The organism is Kocuria rosea subsp. polaris (assembly GCF_001483755.1).
GTDB classification, from domain to species: domain Bacteria; phylum Actinomycetota; class Actinomycetes; order Actinomycetales; family Micrococcaceae; genus Kocuria; species Kocuria cellulosilytica.
This window is the reverse complement of the sequence record NZ_LQBK01000002.1, coordinates 166,467-191,166: the sequence shown is the minus strand read 5'-3', so window position 1 is coordinate 191,166 and position 24,700 is coordinate 166,467. Positions and strand designations below refer to the sequence as shown.

30 protein-coding genes and 2 tRNA genes are annotated in these 24,700 nt (G+C 74.0%); 18 read left to right on the top strand and 14 right to left on the bottom strand.

The annotated features are described in order from the left end of the window. Positions 1 to 10: 10 nt before the first annotated feature. The 3 genes from ygfZ to AVL61_RS01025 all read right to left on the bottom strand — a co-directional run bounded on the left by ygfZ (position 11) and on the right by AVL61_RS01025 (position 2,426). Positions 11 to 1,105, bottom strand: coding sequence for a CAF17-like 4Fe-4S cluster assembly/insertion protein YgfZ (ygfZ, locus tag AVL61_RS01035; protein WP_058872502.1), 1,095 nt, complete (start codon positions 1,103 to 1,105; stop codon positions 11 to 13). Beyond that, positions 1,105 to 1,704 (bottom strand): heme-binding beta-barrel domain-containing protein, encoded by a 600-nt coding sequence (locus tag AVL61_RS01030; protein WP_058872501.1) that lies wholly within the window; start codon positions 1,702 to 1,704, stop codon positions 1,105 to 1,107. Before AVL61_RS01030 ends, ygfZ begins: the two co-directional genes overlap by 1 nt. A gap of 116 nt (positions 1,705 to 1,820) precedes the next feature. Then, on the bottom strand, positions 1,821 to 2,426 hold the full coding sequence (locus AVL61_RS01025) for a hypothetical protein (protein ID WP_058872500.1): 606 nt from the start codon (positions 2,424 to 2,426) through the stop codon (positions 1,821 to 1,823). Positions 2,427 to 2,631: 205 nt separating this feature from the next. Between AVL61_RS01025 and AVL61_RS01020 the strand changes: the two genes are divergently transcribed. From AVL61_RS01020 to AVL61_RS00980, 9 genes are all read left to right on the top strand, one after another. Further along, positions 2,632 to 3,315: a response regulator transcription factor gene (locus AVL61_RS01020; RefSeq protein ID WP_157571239.1), complete on the top strand. Its 684-nt coding sequence runs from the start codon at positions 2,632 to 2,634 to the stop codon at positions 3,313 to 3,315. A 50-nt stretch (positions 3,316 to 3,365) separates the two neighbouring features. Beyond that, a complete protein-coding gene (gene mshD / locus AVL61_RS01015) occupies positions 3,366 to 4,298 on the top strand; it encodes a mycothiol synthase (protein ID WP_058872499.1) in 933 nt (310 codons plus the stop codon). Positions 4,299 to 4,358: 60 nt separating this feature from the next. After that, positions 4,359 to 6,632 (top strand): RNA degradosome polyphosphate kinase, encoded by a 2,274-nt coding sequence (locus AVL61_RS01010; RefSeq protein WP_058872498.1) that lies wholly within the window; start codon positions 4,359 to 4,361, stop codon positions 6,630 to 6,632. Between the two features lie 104 nt (positions 6,633 to 6,736). Then, positions 6,737 to 7,906: an NUDIX hydrolase gene (locus AVL61_RS01005; protein WP_231738230.1), complete on the top strand. Its 1,170-nt coding sequence runs from the start codon at positions 6,737 to 6,739 to the stop codon at positions 7,904 to 7,906. 87 nt (positions 7,907 to 7,993) lie between these two features. Beyond that, the gene (locus AVL61_RS01000) at positions 7,994 to 8,836 is read left to right on the top strand and encodes a thymidylate synthase (RefSeq protein WP_058872496.1); all 843 of its coding nucleotides are present in this window, start codon (positions 7,994 to 7,996) and stop codon (positions 8,834 to 8,836) included. Then, on the top strand, positions 8,833 to 9,456 hold the full coding sequence (locus AVL61_RS00995; protein ID WP_058872495.1) for a dihydrofolate reductase: 624 nt from the start codon (positions 8,833 to 8,835) through the stop codon (positions 9,454 to 9,456). The genes AVL61_RS01000 and AVL61_RS00995 overlap by 4 nt, the downstream gene beginning before the upstream one ends. Positions 9,457 to 9,482: 26 nt before the next feature. Beyond that, complete coding sequence (locus AVL61_RS00990; protein ID WP_058872494.1) at positions 9,483 to 9,875, top strand: GNAT family N-acetyltransferase; 393 nt, start codon at positions 9,483 to 9,485, stop codon at positions 9,873 to 9,875. A gap of 10 nt (positions 9,876 to 9,885) precedes the next feature. After that, positions 9,886 to 11,028, top strand: coding sequence for an aspartate-semialdehyde dehydrogenase (gene asd / locus AVL61_RS00985; RefSeq protein WP_058872493.1), 1,143 nt, complete (start codon positions 9,886 to 9,888; stop codon positions 11,026 to 11,028). Between the two features lie 3 nt (positions 11,029 to 11,031). After that, on the top strand, positions 11,032 to 11,412 hold the full coding sequence (locus tag AVL61_RS00980; protein WP_082696878.1) for a GntR family transcriptional regulator: 381 nt from the start codon (positions 11,032 to 11,034) through the stop codon (positions 11,410 to 11,412). Between the two features lie 140 nt (positions 11,413 to 11,552). Here AVL61_RS00980 and AVL61_RS00975 read toward each other — a convergent pair whose 3' ends face one another. The 4 genes from AVL61_RS00975 to AVL61_RS00960 are packed head-to-tail and all read right to left on the bottom strand — an operon-like array spanning position 11,553 to position 14,050. Beyond that, complete coding sequence (locus AVL61_RS00975; RefSeq protein WP_058872492.1) at positions 11,553 to 11,948, bottom strand: TIGR02611 family protein; 396 nt, start codon at positions 11,946 to 11,948, stop codon at positions 11,553 to 11,555. Between the two features lie 10 nt (positions 11,949 to 11,958). After that, positions 11,959 to 13,074, bottom strand: coding sequence for a UDP-N-acetylmuramate dehydrogenase (locus AVL61_RS00970; protein ID WP_058872491.1), 1,116 nt, complete (start codon positions 13,072 to 13,074; stop codon positions 11,959 to 11,961). 44 nt (positions 13,075 to 13,118) lie between these two features. Continuing rightward, positions 13,119 to 13,604 carry a MaoC family dehydratase gene (locus tag AVL61_RS00965; RefSeq protein WP_082696877.1) on the bottom strand — a complete coding sequence of 162 codons (486 nt, stop codon included), beginning with the start codon at positions 13,602 to 13,604 and terminating at the stop codon, positions 13,119 to 13,121. Then, positions 13,601 to 14,050, bottom strand: a complete 450-nt coding sequence (locus tag AVL61_RS00960) for a MaoC family dehydratase N-terminal domain-containing protein (protein ID WP_058872490.1) — start codon at positions 14,048 to 14,050, stop codon at positions 13,601 to 13,603. The genes AVL61_RS00965 and AVL61_RS00960 overlap by 4 nt, the downstream gene beginning before the upstream one ends. A gap of 111 nt (positions 14,051 to 14,161) precedes the next feature. Here AVL61_RS00960 and AVL61_RS00955 point away from each other — a divergent pair, with 111 nt between their 5' ends. Then, positions 14,162 to 15,289: a calcium/sodium antiporter gene (locus tag AVL61_RS00955; RefSeq protein WP_058872489.1), complete on the top strand. Its 1,128-nt coding sequence runs from the start codon at positions 14,162 to 14,164 to the stop codon at positions 15,287 to 15,289. Positions 15,290 to 15,394: 105 nt separating this feature from the next. Here AVL61_RS00955 and AVL61_RS00950 read toward each other — a convergent pair. Further along, positions 15,395 to 15,468: transfer RNA gene (locus AVL61_RS00950), tRNA-Met, on the bottom strand. A 62-nt stretch (positions 15,469 to 15,530) separates the two neighbouring features. After that, a tRNA-Thr gene (locus tag AVL61_RS00945) sits at positions 15,531 to 15,602 on the bottom strand. A gap of 250 nt (positions 15,603 to 15,852) precedes the next feature. Between AVL61_RS00945 and AVL61_RS00940 the strand changes: the two genes are divergently transcribed. The 3 genes from AVL61_RS00940 to AVL61_RS00930 all read left to right on the top strand — a co-directional run bounded on the left by AVL61_RS00940 (position 15,853) and on the right by AVL61_RS00930 (position 17,738). Further along, entirely contained in the window at positions 15,853 to 16,194 is a 342-nt protein-coding gene (locus tag AVL61_RS00940; RefSeq protein WP_058872488.1) for a hypothetical protein, read from the top strand. A 136-nt stretch (positions 16,195 to 16,330) separates the two neighbouring features. Next, the gene (locus tag AVL61_RS00935) at positions 16,331 to 17,212 is read left to right on the top strand and encodes a manganese catalase (protein ID WP_058872487.1); all 882 of its coding nucleotides are present in this window, start codon (positions 16,331 to 16,333) and stop codon (positions 17,210 to 17,212) included. A gap of 52 nt (positions 17,213 to 17,264) precedes the next feature. Next, a complete protein-coding gene (locus AVL61_RS00930) occupies positions 17,265 to 17,738 on the top strand; it encodes a DUF4383 domain-containing protein (RefSeq protein ID WP_058872486.1) in 474 nt (157 codons plus the stop codon). A gap of 121 nt (positions 17,739 to 17,859) precedes the next feature. Here AVL61_RS00930 and AVL61_RS17700 read toward each other — a convergent pair whose 3' ends face one another. The 3 genes from AVL61_RS17700 to AVL61_RS00920 are packed head-to-tail and all read right to left on the bottom strand — an operon-like array spanning position 17,860 to position 19,804. Continuing rightward, positions 17,860 to 18,000, bottom strand: a complete 141-nt coding sequence (locus AVL61_RS17700) for a hypothetical protein (protein ID WP_157571238.1) — start codon at positions 17,998 to 18,000, stop codon at positions 17,860 to 17,862. Then, positions 17,997 to 18,905 (bottom strand): FRG domain-containing protein, encoded by a 909-nt coding sequence (locus AVL61_RS00925; RefSeq protein ID WP_058872485.1) that lies wholly within the window; start codon positions 18,903 to 18,905, stop codon positions 17,997 to 17,999. The genes AVL61_RS17700 and AVL61_RS00925 overlap by 4 nt, the downstream gene beginning before the upstream one ends. Beyond that, positions 18,902 to 19,804: a glycosyltransferase family 2 protein gene (locus AVL61_RS00920; protein ID WP_231738229.1), complete on the bottom strand. Its 903-nt coding sequence runs from the start codon at positions 19,802 to 19,804 to the stop codon at positions 18,902 to 18,904. The genes AVL61_RS00925 and AVL61_RS00920 overlap by 4 nt, the downstream gene beginning before the upstream one ends. A gap of 282 nt (positions 19,805 to 20,086) precedes the next feature. Here AVL61_RS00920 and AVL61_RS00915 point away from each other — a divergent pair, with 282 nt between their 5' ends. The 3 genes from AVL61_RS00915 to AVL61_RS00905 all read left to right on the top strand — a co-directional run bounded on the left by AVL61_RS00915 (position 20,087) and on the right by AVL61_RS00905 (position 21,025). Next, entirely contained in the window at positions 20,087 to 20,371 is a 285-nt protein-coding gene (locus tag AVL61_RS00915) for a hypothetical protein (protein WP_058872484.1), read from the top strand. Between the two features lie 66 nt (positions 20,372 to 20,437). Next, entirely contained in the window at positions 20,438 to 20,656 is a 219-nt protein-coding gene (locus tag AVL61_RS00910; protein ID WP_058872483.1) for a hypothetical protein, read from the top strand. 135 nt (positions 20,657 to 20,791) lie between these two features. Next, entirely contained in the window at positions 20,792 to 21,025 is a 234-nt protein-coding gene (locus AVL61_RS00905; RefSeq protein ID WP_058872482.1) for a hypothetical protein, read from the top strand. Between the two features lie 87 nt (positions 21,026 to 21,112). On the opposite strand, the gene AVL61_RS00900 is transcribed toward AVL61_RS00905, so the two are convergent. Together AVL61_RS00900 and AVL61_RS00895 are read right to left on the bottom strand one after the other, a co-directional pair. Further along, positions 21,113 to 21,640 (bottom strand): DUF305 domain-containing protein, encoded by a 528-nt coding sequence (locus tag AVL61_RS00900; RefSeq protein WP_058872630.1) that lies wholly within the window; start codon positions 21,638 to 21,640, stop codon positions 21,113 to 21,115. 354 nt (positions 21,641 to 21,994) lie between these two features. Then, on the bottom strand, positions 21,995 to 22,576 hold the full coding sequence (locus AVL61_RS00895) for a TetR/AcrR family transcriptional regulator (protein WP_058872481.1): 582 nt from the start codon (positions 22,574 to 22,576) through the stop codon (positions 21,995 to 21,997). Positions 22,577 to 22,665: 89 nt separating this feature from the next. Between AVL61_RS00895 and AVL61_RS00890 the strand changes: the two genes are divergently transcribed. Further along, complete coding sequence (locus tag AVL61_RS00890) at positions 22,666 to 23,865, top strand: MFS transporter (protein WP_058872480.1); 1,200 nt, start codon at positions 22,666 to 22,668, stop codon at positions 23,863 to 23,865. A gap of 107 nt (positions 23,866 to 23,972) precedes the next feature. Beyond that, entirely contained in the window at positions 23,973 to 24,698 is a 726-nt protein-coding gene (locus AVL61_RS00885; protein ID WP_058872479.1) for a GAF and ANTAR domain-containing protein, read from the top strand. Positions 24,699 to 24,700: the final 2 nt, after the last annotated feature.

The following is a 24,700-nucleotide window of genomic DNA, read 5'->3' as shown; positions in this document are numbered from 1 at the left end:
CGGGCGCGAGCTAGGAGCGGGGGCCCCGGAGGAAGCCCGTCTGCCGGCCGACCACCTGCCCGGCGTCCGGCGGGACGACGACCTGCTGTGCGGCGGCCCACCGCTGCTCGCCGTCCGTGACCACGAGCTGGGCGGCCGGGTCGACGGTGCGCTTGAGCACGGCGAGCGCGATGGGGCCCTGCTCGTGGTGCAGCTGCACGGACGTCACGCGGCCCACCGTGCGCTCCCCCGCGACCACGTCGGCCCCCGCGGCGGGCAGCGTGTGCTCCGAGCCGTCGAGGTCGAGGAGCACCAGCCGGCGGGGCGGGTGCCCGAGGTTGTGCACCCGGGCGACGGTCTCCTGGCCCTTGTAGCAGCCCTTGGCCAGGTGCACGGCGGTGCGCAGGAGGTCGAGCTCGTGCGGGATGCTCCGCTCGTCCGTCTCGGCGCCCCGGCGCGGGCGCCAGGCGGCGATCCGCAGCGCCTCGGCGGCCCAGGCGCCGGCGAGCGGGAGGTCGCGGGTCAGGCTGTCGAGCTCGTCGCGGGGCACGAGGTGCTCCCACCAGGTGCGCTCCTCGCCCGGGTGGGGGCCGTGGAGGTCGGCGTAGCTCCAGCCGCCGGGGGCGATCTCGGGCCACGGGTCCCGCCACACGACGGTGGCGGGCAGGCCCGGCACGGGTCCGGTGGCCCCGAGCACGGCCCACTGCCCGGTGCGGTCCTCGATCTCGACGCGCAGCGCGAAGCGCATGGACTCCAGCCACGCCAGCAGGGGCGCGGTCTCGTCGGCCTCGGTGAGCAGCCACGTGGTGGTGCCGTCGTCGACCACGTGGGGGGCGTACTCGATCCTGCCCTGCACGGACAGGAAGAGGGTCTCGGTGCTGCGCCCGGGCTCCAGCCCGGTGAGCACCTGGGAGGAGAGCGTGGTGAGCCAGCTGAGCCGGTCGGGCCCGGTGACGGTGACGACGCCCTTGTGGGAGAGGTCCACGACGGTGCCGGGGGTCCGCACGAGCGAGCGCTGCTCGCGCAGCGGGTCGCCGTAGTGGGCGGCCACCCCGCGGTCCAGGTGCTCGGCCTCCACGGCGCCGGGGCGCAGGAGCAGGGGGGAACGGTGGTCGGTCACGGGCATCAGCCGATCTTCCGCAGCTGCGCGGAGGCGTGGGTGGCCAGCGGCTCACCGAGGGCGGCCATGTCCCAGGCCCAGAACAGGTCGCCGTGCACCAGGCCGTACATGCGGGTCGAGGAGCTGTACTCCTTGGCCCCGCGGGCGCGGATCACGGCGTCGGTGGCGAGGTCGATGCGGGGGCCCTTGATCTGCCCGGCGTAGAGCTCGGCGATGCCGCCCGGGTGGGTCAGGGTCACGAGGACGTCGAAGCCGCCGTCCGCGTTGCGCATCCGCTCCACGTCCTCCGCGCCCTGGAGCACGGGCACGAGGTCCGGCGGGAGCATCCCGGGTCCCACGTCGCCGTCCTCGAGGGTGCGGTCGAGCTGCCAGAACCCCTGCTCCACGGTGGCCGGGCGCATCGGCTGCCCCTCCTCGTCGAGGAGCATGGTCTGCGCCCGGTACTCGAGGAACGGCAGGCCGTTCTGCTCGAAGGTCACGCGCTGCCGGAAGGGCCGCTGCTCGACCTCGCCGTAGCCCATGAAGCCGTCGCCCTCCCAGGTGCCCAGCAACCAGGCGAACGGGACGAGCTCGGGGGTCAGATCCGAGGGGATCTCGATGGGCACGGGACTAGTGCTGTCCCTTGAACAGGCCCAGGACCACCTTGAGGGAGATCCCGGCGATGAACAGACCGGAGATGCCGAGCAGGGCGAGGTAGAAGATTTCGAGTGCAAGCATGGCCCTAAACTACCACGGTGCTCACGAGCCGGGCAGTGAACACGGCCCCCACCCCGAGGAACGCCACGGGGGTCACGCCGAGCGCCACGACGCCGCGCTTGGGCGAGCTCTTCGGCGCCGCCGCGATGACGCGGCCGCCCACGAGGGCCACGAGGGCGGCCAGGACGCCCCCGACCACCACGAGCAGCACGGGGTCGGAGCCCGTGGCCCGGTAGTCGCCGGCCAGGGCGATCCAGCCGGAGGAGCTGACCGCGGCGAGCACGCCGGCCGTCGAGGCGATCGCGGACTCGAGCCGGTGCTCGGCGCCCTCGCCCCGCACCAGCTCCGCCGCGAACACGGTCATCAGGGCCACCCCGACGACGGCGGGCAGCCAGACGAGCTGCTGGCCGGGCAGGAACTGCACGAGCAGCGCCGCCGCGACGCCGGCGGCGCTCATGATCACGTTGTGCCGGTGCCTCGCCTCGATGCCGGTGGCCGCCGGCCAGCCGAAGCCGATCACCACGGACATCCCCAGCGCCAGGACCAGCGGCGCGGGCCCGGCGACCGCGACCGCGGCCAGGGCCGCCACGAGGCCGGCCACGCTGCACGCGGCGATCATGGCGTATCTCATGGCGATCGGGCTTCCTGCACTGTCGAGGGCCGGGACCTGCGCCCGGGCGGACACGAGCAACGATAGCGGCTCGCCGCCCCGGCGCGGGCGACGCCCGGACGGGACGGGGGCGCAGGACGCTCCGGACCGGCTGCGCCGCGGGGCCGGCCGCCTGCCCGCACCTATACTGACAGCTCAGTCCGTACGCCAGAGTGGAGAAGCACGAGTGTTCCAGATCCTGATGCTGACCGACGCGGACGGACCCTCGGCATCGGTGCTCCCGGCCCTCGACCTGCTCAACCACAAGGTCTCGGTCGCCCCGACCCGGACCGCCTCCGGCAGCCTCGACGGACGCTCCCCGGACGTGGTCCTGCTGGACGGGCGCACCGATCTGATCACCGCGCGCAACCTCGCGCAGCTGCTCACGGCCAAGGGCCTGGCGGCGCCGCTGCTGATGGTCCTCACCGAGGGCGGCATGGCGGCGGTGGCCGCGAACTGGATGGTCGACGACGTGGTACTGGACACCGCCGGTCCCGCGGAGGTCGAGGCCCGGCTGCGCCTCGCCTCCTCCCGCACGGCCGAGGTCCCCGAGGACGACACCCGGATCCGGGCCGGCTCCGTGGTCATCGACGACGCCGCCTACTCCGCGCACGTCAACGGCCAGCCCCTGAACCTGACCTACAAGGAGTTCGAGCTGCTGAAGTACCTGGCCCAGCACTCCGGGCGGGTCTTCACGCGCGCCCAGCTGCTGAGCGAGGTCTGGGGCTACGACTACTACGGCGGCACCCGCACCGTGGACGTCCACGTGCGGCGGCTGCGCGCCAAGCTGGGCGCCGACCACGAGCACCTGATCACCACGGTGCGTAACGTGGGCTACAGCTTCGCCACGACGCGGGCCCGGGAGGGCTGAGCACCGTCCGTCCCGGCCCGCCCGTTCCGCACCCCACGCAGGAGGTCCCCATGTCCCAGCCCGTGCCGTACGACCTCGACCGGCCGGAGGCCCCGCCGGCCGAGGAGATCGTGGAGCTCGCCTCCCGCGCCGCCGCCGCGGACGGCGACCCGCCGTTCTCCGACCAGACCCTGGTCGACCTGCGCTCGGCCCCGGACGGCGGGGTCGGCACCGTCCTGGCGCGCTCGCGCGGCGGGGAGCTCCTCGGCGCCGCCGTGCGCGTGCCCGAGCCCGACGGCGCCCAGCTCGTGGAGCTCGTGGTCGATCCCGCCCACCGCGGCGCCGGGATCGGCACGGCCCTGGCGTCGGCGGTGGCCGCCGGCACCACCGGCACGGTGCGGGCCTGGGCCCACGGCGGCCACCCCGCCGCCGCGGCGCTCGCGGCCCGGCACGGTCTGTCCCCCGTCCGGGACCTGCACCGGCTGCTGCGCCCGCTGCGCGGCGCGGCGGACCTCCCCCTCCCCGAGGAGATGCCCGTGGGCTTCCGGCTGCGGGCGTTCGAGCCCGGCCGCGACGAGCAGGAGTGGCTGCGGGTCAACGCGGCGGCGTTCGCCGGGCACCCCGAGCAGGGCCGGATGACCCTCGACGACCTGCGGCAGCGGGAGGCCGAGCCGTGGTTCGACCCCGCCGGCTTCCTGCTCGCGGTCCGGGAGGACGAGCCGGGGACGGTGGCCGGCTTCCACTGGACCAAGGTCCACGCGGGCGGCGCCGACCACGGCCCGCTCGGCGAGGTGTACGCCGTGGGCGTGGTGCCCGGGCACCAGGGCACGGGCCTGGGCCGGGCCCTGACGGCCGCCGGCGTCAACCACCTGGCACGGCAGGGCCTGGACGAGGTCATGCTCTACGTGGACGGCGACAACGCCGCCGCCCTGCGGCTGTACGAGGCCCTGGGGTTCCGGCCCTGGCACCTCGACGTGATGTACGCCGGGGACCTGCCCGCCTGACCCGCACCGCCCGCCCCGCGCCGGGACCGCCCCGACACGCCACCACGAGACAGGACCCTGATGACCACGCACCAGCAGGACACCCCGCAGTCCGCGCCGGCCCCCGGCGCGCCCGGGGTCCAGCCCGGCGGGCCCGCGCCGGACGAGCCTCCCGTCCCCGACGGCGCGGCCGCCCGGGGCCACGGCGACCGGGACCGGATCGACGACCCGGTGCCCGCGGCCCGGCAGGTGCTGGAGGGCCGGCACGGCCCCGAACGCTTCCTGGACCGCGAGGCGAGCTGGGTAGCGTTCAACTCCCGGGTCCTGGAGCTCGCGGAGGACCCGGACCTCTTCCTCCTGGAGCGCGTGCACTTCCTGTCCATCGTGGCCTCCAACCTGGACGAGTTCTTCATGGTCCGGGTGGCGGGGCTCAAGCGGCGCATCGCCACCGGCATCGCCCGGCCGGCCGCCTCCGGGCACTCCCCCGCGGAGCAGATGGCCACCATCGCCGCGCGCGCCCACGAGCTCCAGGAGCGGCACGCGAGGGCCTTCCACGACCTGGTGCGGCCCGAACTGACCCGGCACAACATCCACCTGGTCGGCTGGGAGGACCTCGACGCCGCCACGCGGGAGCGGCTCACCCAGGACTTCCACCGCCAGGTGTTCCCCATCCTCACGCCGCTGGCCGTGGACCCGGCCCACCCGTTCCCCTACATCTCCGGACTGAGCCTCAACCTGGCCGTGATGGTCCGCAACCCGCAGTCCGGCAAGCGGCTGTTCGCCCGCGTGAAGGTCCCGGACCAGCTGCCCCGGCTGCTCCCGGTGGACGGGGCCCGCGCCTCCCGGCTGCCGAACGGCCAGGCCCGGTTCATCCCGCTCGAGGACGTCATCGCCCAGCACCTGGACGATCTGTTCCCCGGGATGGAGGTCGAGGAGCACCAGGTGTTCCGGGTGACCCGCAACGAGGACCTGGAGGTCGAGGAGGACGACGCCGAGAACCTGCTGCAGGCGCTCGAGAAGGAGCTGCTGCGCCGCCGCTTCGGTCCCGCGGTGCGCCTGGAGGTCACGGACAGCATCAGCACGGAGGTGCTCGAGCTGCTCGTCTCCGAGCTGGGCATCGACGAGTCCGAGATCTACCGGCTGCCCGCCCCCCTGGACCTGCGCGGACTGGGGGTCATCGCCGGGATCGACCGCCCGGAGCTGCACTACCCCCGCCACGTGGCCCACACCTCCCGCTACCTCAACGCCGCGGAGACCGCCAAGGCCGCGGACGTCTTCGCCGCGACCCGGGCCCGGGACGTGCTGCTGCACCACCCCTACGACTCGTTCGCCACGAGCGTCCAGGCCTTCCTGGAGCAGGCCGCCGCGGACCCGAGGGTCCAGGCCATCAAGCAGACCCTGTACCGGACCTCGGGCGACTCCCCCATCGTGGACGCGCTCATCGACGCCGCCGAGGCCGGCAAGCAGGTGCTGGCGCTCGTGGAGATCAAGGCCCGCTTCGACGAGCAGGCCAACATCTCCTGGGCCCGCAAGCTCGAGCAGGCCGGGGTGCACGTGGTCTACGGCATCGTGGGGCTGAAGACCCACTGCAAGCTCTCCCTCGTGGTGCGCCAGGAGGAGCACGGGCTGCGCCGCTACGTGCACATCGGCACCGGCAACTACCACCCCTCCACCGCGCGCTTCTACGAGGACCTGGGCCTGCTCACGTGCGACCCCGAGGTCGGGGAGGACGTCTCGAGGCTGTTCAACCAGCTCTCCGGCTACGCCCCCAAGACCACGTTCCAGCGCCTGCTCGTGGCGCCGCGGTCGGTGCGCTCCGGGCTCATCGACCTCGTCGAGGCCGAGATCCGCCACCACCGGGCCGGCCGGCCGGCGCGGATCCAGGTCAAGTGCAACTCGATCGTGGACGAGGCCGTGATCGACGCCCTGTACCGGGCCTCGCAGGCCGGGGTGCCCGTGGACGTGGTGGTCCGCGGGATCTGCGCCCTGCGCCCGGGGGTGCCGGGGCTCAGCGAGAACATCCGGGTCCGGTCGGTGCTGGGCCGGTTCCTGGAGCACTCCCGGGTCTTCGCGTTCTGCAACGCCGGCGCGCCCCTGGTCTACATCGGCTCGGCGGACATGATGCACCGCAACCTGGACCGCCGGGTGGAGACCCTGGTCCGGATCACCGACCCCCAGCAGGCGGAGGCGCTCGTGCGACTGCTCGCCCGCTACGTCTCGGACGGCACGGCCAGCTGGCACCTGGACGCCGAGGGCGTGTGGACCCGCCACCACCGGGACGCCGAGGGGAACCCGCTCGTGGACGTCCAGGAGCACCTGCTGCGCAGCCGGGCCCTCGGCCGGCCCACGATCTAGCCGGCGATCAGGTCGGCGGTAGCATCGTGGGGGTGCCACCCGATGGTCCGGACCGCGGGCCCCGGCACGCCCGTGCACCACGGACAGGGGACGAGAGAGGGACCATGCCCAGGACCGTCGAGAACACCGCAGCGACCAGCACCGAGAAGGCCGCTGAGAAGACCACTGAGAAGACCGCTGAGAAGGCGGCTGTGAAGACCGCCGCGAAGGCCGCGGAGCGGACCGGCGACAGAACCGCAGTGAGGACCGCCGTGCGGACCGCGGGGAGGACCTCCGGGCCGGGCCCGGACGGGAGCACCGGCAGGGCGGGAACGAGGACCGGTGCGAGGAGCACGGCGGCGGGCGGACGGCCCGCCGCCGTGCTCGCGGCCGGGTGCCTGTGCTGGCGACGGACGGGCAACGACCTCGAGGTCCTGCTCATCCACCGGCCGCGCTACGACGACTGGTCCTTCCCCAAGGGCAAGCAGGACGAGGGCGAGACGCTGCCCGAGACCGCCCACCGGGAGGTCAGCGAGGAGATCGGCCTGCTCCCGCGGCTGGGGGTGCCCCTGCCCACCATCCGCTACGAGGTCAAGGACGGCAGCAAGGACGTGCACTACTGGGCCGCGGAGTTCGGTCCCGGGGCGCGCCCCGAGCCCGACGGCCGGGAGGTCGATGCCGTCCGCTGGGTCGGGCCCGACGAGGCGCACCGGATGCTGACCAACCCCTCCGACCGGGAGCCGCTCGCGGCCCTCGTGGAGCTGCACGAGCAGGGGGACCTCGCCACGCGCCCGGCGATCGTCGTGCGCCACGCCAAGGCGAAGCCGCGCTCGTCCTGGTCCCGGGCCGAGGGCGACCGCCCCCTGGCCGCGACCGGCAAGCGCCAGGCCCTCGCCGTGACCCGGCTGCTGCGGGCCTGGTCCCCCGAGCGGGTGCTCACGTCCCCCTGGCTCCGGTGCCTGTCCACGGTGGTGCCGTACGCGCGGAAGGCCGGGGTCTCCGTGCGGGAACGCCCCCAGCTGACGGAGGCCTCGCACAAGCGCCATCCCAAGAAGGCGGCCGCCGTGGCCCAGACCATGTTCGACAAGGACGTCCCCGTGGCGCTGTGCACCCACCGCCCGGTGCTGCCCACCGTCATCAAGGTCATCGCCCGGCACACGGACCCCGAGCTCGCCGCGCTGCTGCCGGCCAAGGACCCGTACCTGTCCCCCGGCGAGATGATCGTGCTGCAGGTCTCCCGCCGGCACCGCCGCCGCGTGGTCTCCGTGGAGCTCGTGAAGCCCTTCGACGACTGACCTCCCGCCCGGCCCGCCACGAGGTCCCCCGCCACGCCCCTTTCTGCCGCGTCCCCTTCCGCCACGAGCCTTCCCGAGGAGTCCCGCATGACCTCCCCCGCCCCCGTGTCCGCCCCGGTGCCGACGCCCTACGAGGACCTCCTGCGGGAGGTCCTCGACCAGGGCGTGCACAAGTCCGACCGCACGGGCACCGGGACGCGCAGCGTCTTCGGGCGCCAGATCCGCTTCGACCTGGCGGAGTCCTTCCCGCTGCTGACCACCAAGCGCGTGCACTTCAGGTCGCTCGCCCTCGAGCTGCTGTGGTTCCTGCGCGGGGACTCGAACGTGCGGTGGCTGCAGGAGCGCGGGGTGTCCATCTGGGACGAGTGGGCCGACCAGGACGGGGAGCTCGGCCCGGTCTACGGCGTGCAGTGGCGGTCCTGGCCCACCGCCGACGGCGGGTCGATCGACCAGATCGCCAAGGTCGTGGAGCAGATCCGCACGAACCCCGACTCGCGGCGCCACGTGGTGACCGCGTGGAACCCGGCCGAGGTGGACGAGATGGCCCTGCCGCCGTGCCACGCACTGTTCCAGTTCTACGTCGAGCCCCGGGAGGACGGACCGGGCCGGCTGTCCTGCCAGCTCTACCAGCGCTCCGCGGACATGTTCCTGGGCGTGCCGTTCAACATCGCCTCCTACGCGCTGCTCACCGTCATGATCGCCCAGCAGACCGACCTCGAGCCCGGGGAGTTCGTCTGGACCGGCGGCGACTGCCACGTCTACGACAACCACGTGGCGCAGGTCCGCGAGCAGCTCTCGAGGGAGCCCTACCCCTATCCGCGGCTGCGGCTCGCCCGGCGCCCCGCCACCGTCTTCGACTTCGAGTTCGAGGACTTCGAGGTCCTCGACTACCGCCACCACCCCGCGATCAAGGCGCCGGTGGCCGTATGAGCGCCGCCCCGGACCCGGCGCGCCCGCCCGGCCCCACCGGGACGGTCGGGGCGATCTGGGCGCAGACCGCCGGCGGTGTCATCGGCCGCGGCGGGACGATGCCCTGGTCCCTGCCGGAGGACATGGCCTTCTTCCGGCGCACCACGACCGGCCACCCGGTGATCATGGGCCGGCGCACGTGGGAGTCCTTCCCGGAGCGCTTCCGTCCCCTGCCCGCACGGACCAACATCGTGATCACCTCGTCCCCCGACCGCGTGGCCCCGGGGGCCGGTCCCGGCGCGGTGCTGACCGCGGCGTCCTACGCCGAGGCCGTGCGCCTGGCCCGGTCGAGCCCCGGCGCGGAGCGGATCTGGGTGATCGGCGGCGGCGAGGTCTACCGGCAGGCCCTGGCGGACGCCGAGCACCCCGTGACGGAGGCGCTCGTGACCGTCATCGACCTCGACGCCGAGGGGGACACGCACGCCCCGGTGCTCGACGGCACGTGGGCCACGGAGCCGGTCGTGGGTCCGTCGGTGTCCCGCACCGGCCTGGGCTACCGGATCGACCGGCGCACGCGCGGCCCGCACGGGGACGGGGCAGGCGTGCGCGGTTCCGGTGGCCCGGCGGCTCCGGTAGCGTGAGCTGCACCACGACCAGGAGGACGACCGTGACCGACCGGCACCCCGACCCCACGATCCGGGACGACGAGCAGCTGCGCGTCGTGAAGAACTCGGACCTCGACCGCTTCGAGCTGTGGCGGGGAGAGCAGTTCATCGGCTTCGAGGGCTTCCAGGAGCACGAGGACGGCACGGTCGAGCTCCAGCACACCATCATCGGCGAGCAGTTCGGCCGGCAGGGCTACGCGCGCACCCTCGTCACGCTGCTGCTGGACGGCTTCCGGGAGCAGGGCGTCGCGGTGCGGCCCACGTGCACCTACGTCCAGGACTACCTCCACCGCTTCCCGCAGTACGGGGACGTGGTGGTGCCCGGTCTCGAGCTCCCGCCGGCGCAGAAGGTCAAGGAGAAGCGGCGGCGCTGGGCCCTCCACCGCGCCCAGTAGACTGGGGGCCATGACTTTTCGCTCGGGAGATTCGGTAGGGTTCGTCGGCTGGCGCGGCATGGTGGGCTCCGTGCTCATGCAGCGCATGCAGGAGGAGGGGGACTTCGGGGGGATCACCCCGGTGTTCTTCTCCACCTCGAGCGCCGGCCGCCCCGCCCCGCAGTTCGCCGGGGACGCCGGCACGCTGCAGGACGCCCACGACCTCGAGACCCTGTGCAAGCTGCCCGTGATCGTCACCGCCCAGGGCGGGGACTACACCAAGGAGGTGCACGGCCGGCTCCGCGCCGCCGGGTGGGACGGGCTGTGGATCGACGCCGCCTCGACCCTGCGGATGAACGACGACGCGATCATCGTCCTGGACCCCGTCAACCGGGACGTCATCGACCGCGGGCTCGAGAGCGGCGTGAAGGACTTCGTGGGCGGCAACTGCACGGTCTCCTGCCTGCTCATGGGGCTGGGCGGGCTGTTCCGCAACGACCTCGTGGAGTGGGCCACGTCGATGACCTACCAGGCCGCCTCGGGCGGCGGGGCCCGGCACATGCGCGAGGTGCTGGCGCAGTTCGGCGCCCTCCACGGCGTCGTCGCGGACGAGCTGGCCGATCCCGCCGCCGCGATCCTGGACATCGACCGCAAGGTGCTCGACGCCCAGCGCGGCGACACCCTGGACACCTCGATGTTCGGCGCGCCCCTGTCCGGCTCCCTCATCCCCTGGATCGACGCCGACCTCGGCAACGGGCAGTCCCGCGAGGAGTGGAAGTCCGCGGCCGAGACCAACAAGATCCTGGGCCGCACGGACCGGTTCGCCCAGGACTGGGTGCCCATGGACGGGCTGTGCGTGCGGATCGCCACGATGCGCTCGCACTCCCAGGCCCTCACGATCAAGCTGCGCGAGGACCTGCCCGTGGACGAGATCGAGCGGATCATCGACGCCGACAACGAGTGGGCCACCGTGGTGCCCAACACCAAGGAGGACTCGATGCGGGACCTCACCCCCGTGGCGACCTCCGGGACCCTGGACATCCCCGTGGGCCGGATCCGCAAGCTCGCCATGGGGCCGGGCTACATCAGCGCCTTCACGATCGGCGACCAGCTGCTGTGGGGCGCGGCCGAGCCGCTGCGCCGCATGCTGCGCATCGCCACCGGCACCCTGTAGCCGGTGGCGGAGACCCCGATCCCGCCGGGGCTCGCGCTCGACGCGGGCGACGCCCGTCCGCCGTCCGAGCAGCTCCGGCACCGGGTGCAGCAGGGCCGCACGGACGGCACCCTGCCGCCGGGCACCCGGCTGCCCCCGGTGCGCCGGCTCGCCGAGGCGCTGGGCCTCGCGGCCGGCACCGTGGCCAAGGCCTACCGCGAGCTCGAGGCCGCCGGCGTCATCGAGACCCGGGGCCGCCGGGGCAGCTTCGTGCGCGCCGCGGACCGGACCGAGGACCTGGCGGTGCAGGCCGCCCGCCGCTACGCCGCCGAGATCGCGGACCTCGGGCTCTCGGCGGAGCAGGCCCTCGAGCTGGTGGCCGCGCAGCTGGGCCGCTCCCGCTGATCCGGGCTTCCGCCGGCCCGCGCGGAGCGCCTCCGGAGGCCGGGTCACCGGGGGACGGACGGCCCGAGGACGAACCGCCCGTGGACGAACCGCAGGAGGGCGGACCGCCGCAGGGCCGGCCGGCCGGGGCGCGGGTGCGCTCAGGCGCCGGGGGTGCGCAGGTGCCGGGGACCCGGCACGAGGTTGCCGGGGCCGGCGAGGGCCCGGCGGTGGCGCCCCTCGGCCGTGCGGGCCAGCCACCACCGCCAGCCGCGCACCACCTGTCCCTTGGCCCACTGGTTGAGCCGGTGCGCCCAGTGGAACTCGGTGCCCCAGATCCCGAGGCCCAGGAAGATGGCCAGCCACCCCGGGCCCGGCGTCACGAGCATGACCAGCCCCGCCAGGACGAAGACGCCGCCGAGGACCGTCACGAGCGTCCGGTAGACCGCGAACAGCAGGGGGTGCCCGCGCGACCAGCGGCGCAGTCGGCCCAGGGCCCTCCGCACCCGGCCCTCGGAGTTCTCCCCCTGGGCGATCTCGTCCTCGAGGCTGCTCACGGCCGCCGCCTCAGACCGCCGTGCCCACGATGACGGGCTCGGCGACGAGGTCCACCCCGTAGACGGACGCGACGCCGTCCCGGACCGTCCGGGCCAGCGCCATGAGGTCCTGCGCGGAGGCGCCGCCGCGGTTGGTGAGCGCGAGCGTGTGCTTGGTCGACAGCGAGGCGCGCCCCCCGGCGACCGCGGCGCCGTCGAGGTCCAGGAGCTCGTTGCGGGTGCCGGGCAGCCCGAAGCCCTTGCCGAAGCCCGCGTGGTCGATGAGCCACGCGGCCGAGAGCTTGACCCGGTCCGCGATCGGGCGTCCCGCGGCGTCCACCACGGGGAAGCGGGGGGCGTCGGCGGGCAGCCGCTCCCCCAGCGCGTCCGCCGGGAGGATCGGGTTCGTGAAGAACGAGCCGGTGCTGTAGGTGTCGCGGTCCCCGGGGTCGAGGACCATGCCCTTGCCCGCGCGCAGGGCCAGGACGGTCTCCCGCACCCGGCCCAGCGGGGCGCGCTCCCCCACCTCGACGCCGAGCCGGCGTGCGAGCTCGCCGTAGCGCACCGGCGCGCTCTCGGTGCCCCGCCCGAGCCGGAACCGCACCGCGAGGACGACGAAGCGCGGGGAGCCGGCCACCGTGCTGCGCTTGAGGGCGGAGTCCCGGTAGGAGAAGGCCAGGTCGGCCGGGGCGAACTCCCGCACGCGCCGCTCGTGGCGGTCCCAGGCCCGCACGAGCTCCACGGTCTGGGCCACCTCCTGGCCGTACGCCCCGACGTTCTGCACCGGGGTGGCACCGGTGGTGCCGGGGATGCCGGACAGGGCCTCGATGCCGACCAGTCCCCCGGCCACGGCCTGCGCCACGAGCTCGTCCCAGGAGTGGCCGGCCTGGACCTCCAGGAGGGTGCTCCCCGGAGCCTCGTCGAGGACCTCGACGCCGTGCGAGGCCACGTGCACCACGGTGCCCGCGAACCCGGCGTCGGCCGCGATGAGGTTGGAGCCGCCCCCGACCACGAGCACGTCCCGTCCGGCGGCGTCGGCGGCCGCGACGGCGTCGACGACCGCGTGCTCGGACTCCGCCCGCACGTAGTGGCGGGCGGGTCCGCCCACGGCGGCGGTCGTGAGGTCTGCGATGCGAGGGGACGTCATGGCGACCAGTTTATCGGCCGGCCCGCCGCGCCCCCGGCCGGCGCTCACGCCAGCCGCACCACGGCCTGGGCCTTCACCAGCACCTTCAGCGGGGCCGCGGTCGCCGGGTCGGCGCCCGCCGCGGAGAGGTCGGGGGCGGTCACGGTGAGGTCCACGCGCGCGGTGCGGGCGGCGTCGTCGAGGGCGCCGACCTTCCCGGAGACCGTGAGGGCCGTGGAGGACTCGACCTCGGTCCCGAAGCGGTTGGGGACGACCACCGGCTTGGTGAAGCGGGTCTGGTAGTCGACGACGGCGCCCGGGTCGCCGGCCCAGTCGGTGACGAGCTGCACGGCGGCGCCCATCGTGAGCATCCCGTGGGCGATGACGTCGGGCAGGCCCACGGAGCGGGCGAACTCCTCGTTCCAGTGGATCGGGTTGAGGTCCCCGGAGGCCCCGGCGTACCGGACCAGGTCGGCGCGGGAGAGCTCGATGCGGCGCTCCCCGATCTCCTGGCCCTTCTCGAGGCTGTCGAAGTCGATGCGCGCGGTCACTGGTCCTCCCCTCGCACCAGCAGGGACGACACGGTGGTGGCGACCTGCTCGCCGTCCGCGGCGCGGATCTCGGCGCGGGACGTCACCATCGCCCCGGAGCCCATGGCCCGGACCTGGTCCACGTGCAGCTCGGCGACGAGCTCGTCCCCGGCCACGATCGGGCGGTGGTGGGTGAAGCGCTGGTCGGCGTGGACCACGCGCGAGAAGTCGATGCCGGCCTCGGGGTCGGCGATCAGCGCGGCGTCGGCGCGCTGGGCCACCACGATCGCGAAGGTGGGGGGTGCGACGAGATCGGCGTGGCCGAGGGACCGGGCCGCCTCGACGTCGTGGTGGGCGGGGTGGGCGGCCCGGACGGCGCGGGCGAAGTCGCGGATCGCCTCCCGTCCGACGCTGTAGGGCTCGGCCGGCGGGTAGGTCCGCCCGACGAGATCGGGGTTCACGGGCATGGCAGCTCCTCGCTGGACGGGGCCGCGCGCAGGCGGCGGGACGCGCCCAGTCTACGGTGGCGTGCTCCGCCCCACGGGCCGCGGACGCTCCCGGCACGTACACTCCTGCCCATGGATCTCCTGGACGCGGGCCGGATCGTCGCCGGACTGGTGCTGCTGGTGCTGGGCGGGGAGCTCCTGGTGCGGGGGGCGTCCGCGCTCGCCCGGCGGGTCGGGATCTCCTCCCTGGTGGTCGGGCTCACCGTGGTCTCGGCGGCCACGTCGGCGCCGGAGCTGGCCGTCACCGTCGGCGCCGTGCTGCGCGACGAGCCCGGCCTGGCCGTCGGCAACGTGGTGGGCAGCAACATCGTCAACGTCCTGCTCATCCTCGGGGCCTCCGCGCTGGTGCTGCCCCTCGCGGTCACCCAGCGCCTGGTGCGCCTGGACCTGCCCCTGGTGGTGGCCCTGTCGGCCGCGCTGCTCCTGGTCTCGCTCGACGGGCGGATCGGCGCGCTGGACGGGGTCCTCCTGCTCTCCGCGGTGGTGGCGCACACGGTGCTGACCGTCGTCCTCGGCCGGCGCGGGGCCGAGGTGCCCGCAGGGCGCCCGTCCGGCGAGCACGGGGCCGGCGCAGGCGCCGGACCCGGTGATGAGCCGGCGCCCGCCTCGGTCCCCCGCTCGGTGCTGCTCGTGGTGCTCGGCGTGGCCCTGCTGGTGGCCGGGGCGAGCCTGCTCGTCGACGGGGCCGTCAGCATCGCCACCTCGCTGGGCGTCAGCAGCCTCGTGGTCGGGCTGACCGTCGTGGCCGTCGGGACGTCCCTGCCCGAGCTGGCGACGTCGATCATCGCGGTGCGCCGGGGTGAGCGCGACCTCGCGGTCGGCAACGTGGTCGGCAGCAACCTCTTCAACATCGGGGTGGTGCTCGGCCTGCCCGCCCTGATCGCCCGCGACGGCATCCCGGTGGCGGGCGCCGCGGTGGCCCTGGACATCCCGGTGATGCTGGCCGCGTCGGTGGCCCTCCTGCCCGTGGCGTTCACGGGTTTCGCGGTGGCCCGCTGGGAGGGTGCCCTGTTCGTGGGGCTGTACGCCGCCTACACCGGCTACGTGGTCCTCGCGGCGACCGAGCACGACGCCCTGGAGGGGTTCACGCTGACCATGGCGTGGTTCGTCCTGCCGCTGGTCGTCCTGACGCTCGCCGCCCTCACGGCCTACGAACTGGGGCTGCGCCGGGGCCGCCGGGACGCCGGCCGCTCCCCGTGACCGGCGTCGGCGGCCCGCCGGGCCGCACCCGGATGGACCGGGGTCGCCCGGGCCGTGCCCCGGCACGACAAAAGCCCGTGACCTTCGGTCACGGGCTTTTCGCCGTAGCGGTGGACGGGCTCGATCCGTCGACCTCACGATTATGAGTCGTGCGCTCTAACCAGCTGAGCTACACCGCCAGAGGGATGGGACTCCGCGGCTGATCGGCCTGCACGGCCGGGCCGCGGGATCTCATCACGAGAGCCCCGACCGGGAATCGATCCCGGGACCTCCATCTTACCAAGATGGCGCTCTACCACTGAGCTATCGGGGCAACGACGAAGACTCTACCAGCACGTTTCGGGAGAACCAAAATCGCCCGGGGCCCTCCCCCGGCGCCCTCGGAGCCGCGCCGCAGCCCCTGCCGGGGACAGGAGCGCAGGCCGGGAAAGGTGCGGCAGGTCCGCGGCGAAGGTGCCGGGCAGCACCACGCGCACCTGGTCGGCCGGGAACAACGCGGGTATCGTGGAGGGAGGTCGAGCAGGCGGCCATGGGGAAGATCGCATGCGACGAAGGATGCTCCCGTGGACCACAAGCTCTCCGTGCTCGTCCAGGTCGATCTAGGCGGCGCCTCCGTGCGCCTGGTCGTCACCGGCTGCCTGACCGAGACCAACCAGCACGCCCTGTACCCGCTGGTGCGCCGCGCCCGGACGCTGATCCCGCCGGTGACCGTCAGCGTGGACCTCACCGCCGCCGGCCACGTCGAGGCGATCGCGGTGGACCTGCTGCGCTGGGCCGTCGAGCACGACCGTTCCCCGGACGGGGTCAGCCCCGTGGAACTGCTGGTCCCCAACGGCCTGCCCGTCCACCCGCACGCCCCACCCCCTGCGCCCGGCCGGCTGGAGGCCTCGGGGCGCCACGGATGAAGGCGCGGCCCCGCGCCAGTTGATCAGCACACTTCCTTTTTTTCGGGCCGCTCACTAGCGTGGGACGCACAGCCGGCAACCGAGGACGCGGCATCCGCCCCACCGCCGGCCACGGAAGTCGACAACGGAGGTCAGCATGTTCACGCACCGTCAGGCGCTGCAGTACAGGTCCACCCCGGAAAAGCCGGACGCGGTCTACGCGCGCAAGCTCCAGGAGGTGATCGGCGGCCAGTACGGCGAGATCACCGTGGCCATGCAGTACAGCTTCCAGGCCTGGAACGCCCACATCCCGGGCAAGTACCGCGATCTGCTCTTCGGCACCGCCGCCGAGGAGTTCGGCCACATCGAGATGCTCGCCACGATGGTCGCCCAGCTGCTCGAGAAGGCCCCGCTGGGCATCACCGAGGACGCCGTTCAGGGGGACCCGGCGGTCGCGGCCGTGATCGGCGGCACCGACCTGCAGCACGCCATCGTGGCCGGGGCCGGCGCCCGGCCGGTGGACTCGATGGGCAACCCGTGGTCCGGGTCCTACGTGACCGCCTCCGGGAACCTGCTCGCGGACATGACCGCCAACGTCAACGCGGAGATGCAGGGCCGCACCCAGGTCGCCCGGCTCTACCACATGACCGACGACAAGGGCATCCGGGACATGCTGTCCTTCCTGCTGGCCCGCGACACCATGCACCAGAACCAGTGGATGGCCGCGGTCAAGGAGCTGCAGGAGGACGGCCTGGAGCGGATGCCGGTGCCCTCGAACTTCCCGCAGTCCAAGGAGGCCACCGAGTTCTCCTACGACTACTACAACTTCTCCGACGGTGCCGCCGCGGCGGACGGCTCCTGGGCCCAGGGGCGCACCCCGGACGGGCACGGGAGCTTCGGCTACCGGGCCGAACCCATGGAGGGCGTGCCGATGCCGCCCCCCACCCACCCCGACGCCCGCTTCTACGGCACCACCGAACAGTCCAACCTCAAGGAGAAGGCCGCCGGCACCATCCAGGACAAGCTCAAGAAGGAGTAGCCTCCGGCGTTCCGCCGCACCGCCCTGAAGCAACTCGAGGAGAGGAGCCATCATGACCACCCCAGCCGCCCGACCCGACGACCGCACGCCCCGACGCTCGCCCGTCCGGACGGCGGCCCTGCTCTACGGGGTCGTCTTCCTGCTCGTGGGCGCGGCCGGTTTCATCCCCGGCATCACCACGGGCTACGACCAGCTCATGGTCGCCGGACACCGGTCCGAGGCCATGCTCCTGGGCATCTTCCAGGTCTCGATCCTGCACAACCTCGTGCACCTGCTCTACGGTGTGGCCGGCATCGCCCTGGCCCGCAGCGTCTCCGGGGCGCGGAACTTCCTGCGCTGGGGCGGTGCCGTGTACCTGCTGCTGTGGCTCTACGGCCTGCTCATCGACAAGGAGTCCAGCGCGAACTTCGTGCCCCTCAACACCGCCGACGACTGGTTGCACCTGATCCTGGGCGTGACCATGGTCGGCCTGTCCTTCCTGGACCGGAACACCCACGACCGGACCGCGGACAGGGCGCGCGCCTGAGGTCCACCACCGGACGCCCTGCGCGCCCGGGAACCGGAGAAGCGGCTCCCCGCCGTCGGCGGGGAGCCGCTTCCCGCGCGCCCTCGGGACCCGGCTCCGCCCCGGGGGCACCGCCGCGTCATCAGGTGAAGACGTACTCCACGTCGGCGAAGTCGTCGGCGGCGAGCACGTAGAACACCTGCAGGACCGGAGGCGCGTCCGCGCCGGCGGCCGGGGCTCCGGTGCGCCCCGTCGGCGGTCCGCCGGCCCTGGTCCGGCTCACGGGGCCCGCCCCGTGACGTCCGGGCCGGGCGCGGCGCCCGTCCCGTCGCCCATCCCCGGCGAGGCCGGCTCGGTCGAGGCATCCTCCTCCGGGCGCGGCCCGTAGTAGCGGCCCAGCCAGCGGCACAGGCCGTCGAGGCCGGGGAAGAGGACGCGCTCCGTCATGTTCGCCTGGTCGAGGTGGTCGCGGATCCGCCACTTCAGCCCCGGCGGGATGACCACCTTCCGGTAGAGCTCGGGGTGCTCGCCCAGCCACTCGTGCAGGGACGCCGTCGCCGCGGACATGGCGGAGAAGACCGCGGCCTGGTTCACGATCCGCTCGTCCAGCGACGGGGGCTCGAAGAACAGCGGCACCGCTCGCCCCTGCCGGTCCCGGAACCGGTCGAAGTCGGCCATGCTGTACGCCACCCGCCCCAGCATGCCGGTGGTGAACAGACCTGCTGCATGCGCGCTGATCTCCTCCCGCAGCTGCGCCGGGAGCAGTTCGTGCACCGCCGCGTAGTCCACGCACCACACCGCGCCGGGCAGGTCGTAGCAGCGCGGGTCCGCGGTGGCGAAGTGCAGCGCCACGTAGGGCGAGTTCGACCAGTCCAGCAGGCGGGTGGGCAGCCCGTGGTGCTGGGCCACGGACAGCCAGTTCCAGTCCGAGTCCCCCGGGGAGGTGTCCCGGGCGGCGTACTTGCGGAAGTTCCGCAGGATGTGCGGCTCGATCTGCTCGCTCGAGGCGCCCCGGAGCCGGAACAGGCTGGTCTCCAGGTCCCGGTCGGCCAGCGCGTGCCCCCGGTAGACCACGTTGATCCGGAGACTGCCGCCGGAGGGCTGCCAGTCGCTGTGGGTCAGGGCCGCGATCAGCCCGTACAGGTCGTCCTCGGCGATCTCGACGACCGGTCCCGCTCCCGCGCTCACCGCCGGCTCCTCTCCCGCCACCGGCCGGCCTCGGCCGTCCCGCAGACGACCACGGCCCCGGCGATCCACCGGCCGGGGCGCCGCACGCACCAGCCCAGCAGGGGCAGCAGGGTCAGCTCGGCGAGCAGGCGCCCGGGCTGGGCGAAATCGTCGTAGGCCTGGCGGACGCGCTGGCCGAGGAAGTGGGGCACGGTGGGCGGCACCCGGCCCACGAGCACGTCCAGGGCCACGCACTCCCGCCCGCCGGCCGCCCGCACCGTGCGGACGAGCTCGAGGTTCTCGAACAGGACGTCGCCGTCGTAGCCGCCCGCGCCCAGCAGCACCGACCGGCGCACCCCCAGGGTGCCCGGCCAGTCCCCGCCCAGGGCGCGGTTGAGCAGGGTGCGCCCGGAGTCCCAGCGGGCCTGCCAGGGCAGCTCCAGGTAGTAGTTCTGCGGGCGCACCACCTCGGCGTGCCCCAGCAGCCCCACGATCCGCTCCAGGGACCGGCGGGTGTGGCGCACGTCGTCGTCGGCCACCACGATGCGATCCTCGCGGGCACGGCGGACACCGGTCATCACCCCGGCGACCTTGCCGTTGCGGCCCGGCCGCGGCTCCGGGCGCACGTGCTCGACCGCCTCGGGCAGCGCTCGTCGATGAGCGGTGAAGAGCTCCTCGGCGGAGCCGTCGACGACCGTGACGGGCAGCCACGTCACGACCTCGGCCAGGTAGCGGGCGAGCCCGGCCAGCCCGGCGTCGTCGTCCCACCTCAGCGGCAGGACATAGCGGGCGTCCGCCAGGGCGGCGGACGTGGCGGGGACCGCCGGAGGGCGTCGGGGAACGGTCTTCTCGGGAACGCCGTGGTGGCGGACGGCCTCGGCTTCGACGGGGACGGCCTGAACGGTGACGGTGTGATCCACGAGAGCATCCTTGTCGACAGGATCGCACTGCGGGCCGGCTGCTCGACCACGCTCCAGCCTAACCACACACCGGCCGCGGGGACCAGATGTCCGCGGAGCGCGCGCCCGTCCTCGGCAGAGCCGGCAGGACCGTCGGCCGGACGGCTGGGCACGTCGCCCACGGCGGCTCCCGCGCCCTGTCGGCCCTGACCGGGCCGGGGTCCGTCACAGGAGAGCAGTGGTTCCCTTGCCCGGGGCAGGTCACTAAGGTGGGTGTCACAGTTCACGGTAAGGAGGCTTCCTATGACCACTCCGAACAACGACGACGCCCCGGACCTCGACGACGTCATCACCCCCGAGGAGGACGCCCTGCCCCGCCCCATCCACCAGGGCCACGCCGGGATGCCGGAACGGCTCGACGACGAGGCGCTGGCCGCGGCCACCGAGCAGGAGCGGGTGGCCGCCGGACTGGCCGACTACGCCCCCGGTCAGGTCCCGCCGGCCGCCGACCCGCTGCCCGAAGGCTCCTCCGAGGCCGCCGACCGCGCCCAGCGCGGGCTGGACGAGGACGCCGCCGGGACCGACTGACCCCTCCCGCGCGAGGTGCGCGCGGACCAGCCGCTGCAGGAACCGATTCGGACGAGGAGGACCACGATGGCCGAGAGAGGCAACACCAAGCACGGGTCGGAGCTCGACGACCAGATGAAGCACGAGGTCGAGGACGCGCTCCAGGCCCAGCAGCCCGCCCACGTCGAGGAGCACCGCCAGACCGAGCCGTGGGTCGACGACACCGACGACCCCGCGGTGCGCTCCTCGGTCGAGGAGCGCGAGCGCCCCGACCGTCCGGAGGAGCAGTCGCCGGACGGAGGATGACGGACCTCGAGGCCGGCGCCCTTCCCCCGGCCTGAACAACCCCGTCCCCGCCGGAGGCCGCCGCTCCCGGCGGGGACGCCCATCCCTTCCCCGAACCTTCCCGCTGCACCTCGGACACCTCACCAGGAGACGGCCATGGCCACCTGTGACACCTGCGGCAACGACTACGACAAGACGTTCACCCTCACCCAGGGCGAGCGGACGGGCACCTTCGACAGCTTCGAGTGCGCCGCCCACGCCATGGCTCCGACCTGCGCCCACTGCGGGTGCCGTGTTCTCGGCCACGGGGTCGAGGCCGGGAACACCATCTACTGCTGCGCCCACTGCGCCGAGCACTCCGGGGCAGAGGGACTCACCGACCGCACCTGAGTCCCGCCGCGGCGCTCGGCCGCGCTCGGCCGCCCTCGCCCGGCCGGCGCGGAACGGGACCGCCGGGACCGGGACGGAGGGCTCAGCTCACTCCGTGGGGCACCGGCGCTCCGCGGGCTCCTGGTACTCGGGAACGGCCCGGGCCTCGGCCTCCCGGGCCGTGGCCGCCACGCCGTTGCGCTCGATGTCCTCGATCAGCCAGTCCATCTCGAAGATCTCCCGCCGCTGGGCCTCGCTGATCTCCACGGCCAGTTCGCACACCCGAACATCGGCGAGCTCGGCGCGCTCGGACCGGGTGATGGCCAGGGAGTGGTGCGGGATCATCGCGCTCATGAACGCGGTGTCCTGCACCGTGGTCTGGCTGCGGTCCAGGAACGTTCCCGCGCCCAGGAGCAGGAGGCTGGCCACGACCACGGCCACATTGGCCTTCGTGTTCTTGTACATGTTCAGCATCCAGGCGAGCATGATCAGCCCCATGGTCCCGCCCATGGTCAGCGCCATGAACAGCCGGCTCTCGCTCCAGCGCACGTGGCCCCACTCCCAGGAGCCGACGAACATCGCGGCGTACATGACCACCATCGCGGTCAGGATCATGGCCGCGAAGCGCCAGTACATGGTCCGGCCTCCGTGGGATCCGTGGTCGCTCCCCTCCGGCCCACCGCGCCGGCCCCCGTCGGTCCGGTGGTTCCCCGTGTTCGACACAGCACTCCTCCGATCTCCGGTGCCCCGTTCGGCACGACGGCGTATCACCGGTGGACACGCCCTGCACCAGAGGGTAGACCGCGGGATCCGCCGGTCCGGTCCGACTCCCGTGAAGATTTCGTGAAGAACGGCCGCCCCTCCTGCGCGAGGACCGGCGGGATGCACACCGGGCGCGACGGCGGCGAGCACGGTCCGACACCGGCGGGAGTCTCCCGTCAGGTCCGCCCGGAACACCCTGTCCGGCGCCGCGCGGCGCCGGCGGAGGAGTCAGCCACGCACGTGGGCCCGGGCTGCCGAGCGGGCCAGCTGGCGGCCGACGTCGATCGGTGAGCGGGGACGGCCGCGGAGGAAGGAGGCCAGGGTGCCGCTGTAGGCCAGGAGCACCTCGTCGGCCAGGTCCTGGGCCCCCGCCCCGGCGAGCGGTCGGGAGAAGTGCAGGAGGCGGTCGGTGAGCAGGGCGGTGTCCGCGGCGAGGACGTCGTCGATCTCGTCCGCGGCTCCGGGCAGCTCGGTGGCGGTGGCCAGGAAGGCGCACCAGCGTGCCGGGTGCTGCTGGCCGCGCCGGTAGGCGGCCAGGGCGTCGAACACCGCGAGCAGCCGCGCCAGGTCGTCGCCGGCCGCGACGACGTGCTGGTCCCAGACCGCACGCCACTCCGTCAGCCGGACCCGCAGCGCCTCGGCGACCAGGGCGTCCTTGCTGTCGAAGTGCGTGTACATGGTGGCCGCGGAGACCTCTGCCCGGCGCAGCAGCTCGTCGACGGGGGTGGCTCGGATCCCGTGGTCGAACAGCACGCGGTCGGCCGCCTGGAGCAGCCGTGCGCGCGCTGGGGTCCGCCGGTCCGTGGTCACCGTTCCAGTGTAGTGAGCCCCGGTTCCAGAACGGTCGTTCTGGTGTATCGTAACGATCGTCCTGGTTCGGGTGCTCGGGAAGGGCTGCGATGCGCGCTCTGGTGGTCAGCGGCACGGCTCTGATCGCGGCGACCTACGGGCTGGCGCGCTTCGGCTACGGGCTCTTCCTGCCCCGCTTCGCGGAGGCCTTCCAGATCGGTCCGGTCGTCTCGGGGCTGATCCAGGCCGGCAGCTTCCTCTCCTTCTGCCTCGCCGCGGTGCTCGCCTCCCGCCTGAGCGCCCGCCCGCGCCTGGTCGTCGTGTGCGCCGGGGCGACGGCCGCCCTGGGATCGGCCGGGGTGGCGGCGGCACCCCACGGGGGCGTCCTCGCCGCGAGCGTGGTCCTCGCCGGTGCCGGCGGCGGGTTCGCCACTCCCGGCCTCGTCGCGCTCGTCGAGCGCAATCTCGACCCGGCGCGCCGGGAGCGGGCCCAGACGTTCGTCAACGCCGGCACCGGAGCGGGCATCGTGGCCGCGGGAGTCCTCCTGCTCCTCACGGTCGGCCAGTGGCGTCCGGGGTGGGCGGCCATCGCCGGTCTGGTGGCCCTGGCCACCGTCGCCACGCTCCGTGCCGACAGGTCAGCGCACCGGGCCCGGCGCACGGACCCGCCGGCGCGGACCCCGTACGCGGCACGCCTGCTCCGGCCCGTCGCCGCGGCGGCGCTGGCCGGGGCCTCGAGCGCCGCGATCTGGACGTTCGGCCGCACGGTCATGGTCGACTCCCGCGCGGGCGAGGAGACCTACTCCGTCGTCGCCTGGATGGTCCTGGGCGCGTTCGGCGTGCTAGGCGCGGCGGCCGGGCGGATCGTCCAGACCTGGACCCTGCGGACCGCGTGGAACCTGACCACGGTGGCCATGGCCGCCGCGACCGTCGTCCTGGGCGCGGCACCGGGTGCCCCCGGTGCCGCGTACGTCTCCGCGGCCGTGTTCGGCGCCGGCTACACCGCCGTGTGCGGTGTCCTCATCGTCTGGGCGGCGCGGCTCGTTCCCGACCGCGCCGCCGAAGGGACCGCCGTGCTGTTCATCGCCCTGGCCGTCGGTCAGGCGATCGGCTCGGTGCTGCTGGGAGTCCTGCTGAGCTCGACCTCGCCGGTCCTCGCCTTCACCGTGGCCGGAGTCCTCGGCGTCCTCGCCGTGCTGCCGGCCGTGGGGCGCGATCCCGGGGCACCGCGTCCTCGCGCCACCGCGGCTCCGCTCTCCGGGGCGCCCGCGGCCACGTCCGGCGCGGTGGGCCGTCCCGGCGTAAGCTGAGGAGCCAGAGGTGGCCCAGGACAGCCGGCCGCCCTGCACGGGGTGGCCTCCCCGGGCCGTCGCGTCCTGTGCCGGCCCGTGTCCACCCGACCGACCGGGGAGTCCCGATGGAGCCCACGACCACCGCCACGACCGCGGACCTGACCACGGTCTTCGCCCGCATCCAGGGAATGCTGCTGAGCCAGGAATCGGCCGAGGCCGCCGCGACGCAGCTGGCCCGTGCCGCCCAGGACCTGATCGGCTCCGCCGCCGGGGCCGGGGTCTCCCTGCTCGACGACACCGGGCGCAGGACGTCGGTCGCGGCCACGGACCCGTGGGTGGAGTCCGCCGACGCCGCCCAGTACGAGCTCGGCGAGGGCCCGTGCTTGAGCGCCTGGGCCACCGAGTCCCTCCAGCGCCTCGAGGACACCGCCACCGACGCCCGGTGGCCGGAGTGGTCCCGGACCGCGGCCGCGACCGGGATCGCCTCGGTGCTCAGCGTCCCGGTGCTCTACCGGGAGCGCCGCCTGGGCGCGATGAAGATCTACGCCACCACCGCTGGAGCCTTCGACGACCGGGCCGAGCACCAGCTGCTGCTGCTGGCCTCCGCCGCCGGCACCCTGCTCGGGGCGGCCCAGGGCAGCGACGCCCCGCAGCGGCTCAGCGCCTCGATGCAGCAGGCCCTCGCCGACCGGACCGCGGTGGAGACCGCCACCGGGATGCTGATGGAACGCCATGCCACCGACCACGAGTCCGCCCGCCGCCTGCTGATCGAGGCCTCCCGGCAGCAGCGCCGGCCCCTGGCGCAGATCGCCCGCCGGATCGCGGAGCGGGCCACTGACCCCACACGCTGAGG

Bases quoted from the DNA above. Each gene is read 5' to 3' on its own strand.
- ygfZ (WP_058872502.1), bottom strand. From the start codon at position 1,105: ATGCCCGTGACCGACCACCGTTCCCCCCTGCTCCTGCGCCCCGGCGCC.
- AVL61_RS01025 (WP_058872500.1), bottom strand. From the start codon at position 2,426: ATGAGATACGCCATGATCGCCGCGTGCAGCGTGGCCGGCCTCGTGGCG.
- mshD (WP_058872499.1), top strand. From the start codon at position 3,366: ATGTCCCAGCCCGTGCCGTACGACCTCGACCGGCCGGAGGCCCCGCCG.
- AVL61_RS01010 (WP_058872498.1), top strand. From the start codon at position 4,359: ATGACCACGCACCAGCAGGACACCCCGCAGTCCGCGCCGGCCCCCGGC.
- AVL61_RS01005 (WP_231738230.1), top strand. From the start codon at position 6,737: ATGCCCAGGACCGTCGAGAACACCGCAGCGACCAGCACCGAGAAGGCC.
- AVL61_RS01000 (WP_058872496.1), top strand. From the start codon at position 7,994: ATGACCTCCCCCGCCCCCGTGTCCGCCCCGGTGCCGACGCCCTACGAG.
- AVL61_RS00995 (WP_058872495.1), top strand. From the start codon at position 8,833: ATGAGCGCCGCCCCGGACCCGGCGCGCCCGCCCGGCCCCACCGGGACG.
- asd (WP_058872493.1), top strand. From the start codon at position 9,886: ATGACTTTTCGCTCGGGAGATTCGGTAGGGTTCGTCGGCTGGCGCGGC.
- AVL61_RS00970 (WP_058872491.1), bottom strand. From the start codon at position 13,074: ATGACGTCCCCTCGCATCGCAGACCTCACGACCGCCGCCGTGGGCGGA.
- AVL61_RS00960 (WP_058872490.1), bottom strand. From the start codon at position 14,050: ATGCCCGTGAACCCCGATCTCGTCGGGCGGACCTACCCGCCGGCCGAG.
- AVL61_RS00955 (WP_058872489.1), top strand. From the start codon at position 14,162: ATGGATCTCCTGGACGCGGGCCGGATCGTCGCCGGACTGGTGCTGCTG.
- AVL61_RS00935 (WP_058872487.1), top strand. From the start codon at position 16,331: ATGTTCACGCACCGTCAGGCGCTGCAGTACAGGTCCACCCCGGAAAAG.
- AVL61_RS00930 (WP_058872486.1), top strand. From the start codon at position 17,265: ATGACCACCCCAGCCGCCCGACCCGACGACCGCACGCCCCGACGCTCG.
- AVL61_RS00915 (WP_058872484.1), top strand. From the start codon at position 20,087: ATGACCACTCCGAACAACGACGACGCCCCGGACCTCGACGACGTCATC.
- AVL61_RS00910 (WP_058872483.1), top strand. From the start codon at position 20,438: ATGGCCGAGAGAGGCAACACCAAGCACGGGTCGGAGCTCGACGACCAG.
- AVL61_RS00905 (WP_058872482.1), top strand. From the start codon at position 20,792: ATGGCCACCTGTGACACCTGCGGCAACGACTACGACAAGACGTTCACC.
- AVL61_RS00900 (WP_058872630.1), bottom strand. From the start codon at position 21,640: ATGTACTGGCGCTTCGCGGCCATGATCCTGACCGCGATGGTGGTCATG.
- AVL61_RS00890 (WP_058872480.1), top strand. From the start codon at position 22,666: ATGCGCGCTCTGGTGGTCAGCGGCACGGCTCTGATCGCGGCGACCTAC.
- AVL61_RS00885 (WP_058872479.1), top strand. From the start codon at position 23,973: ATGGAGCCCACGACCACCGCCACGACCGCGGACCTGACCACGGTCTTC.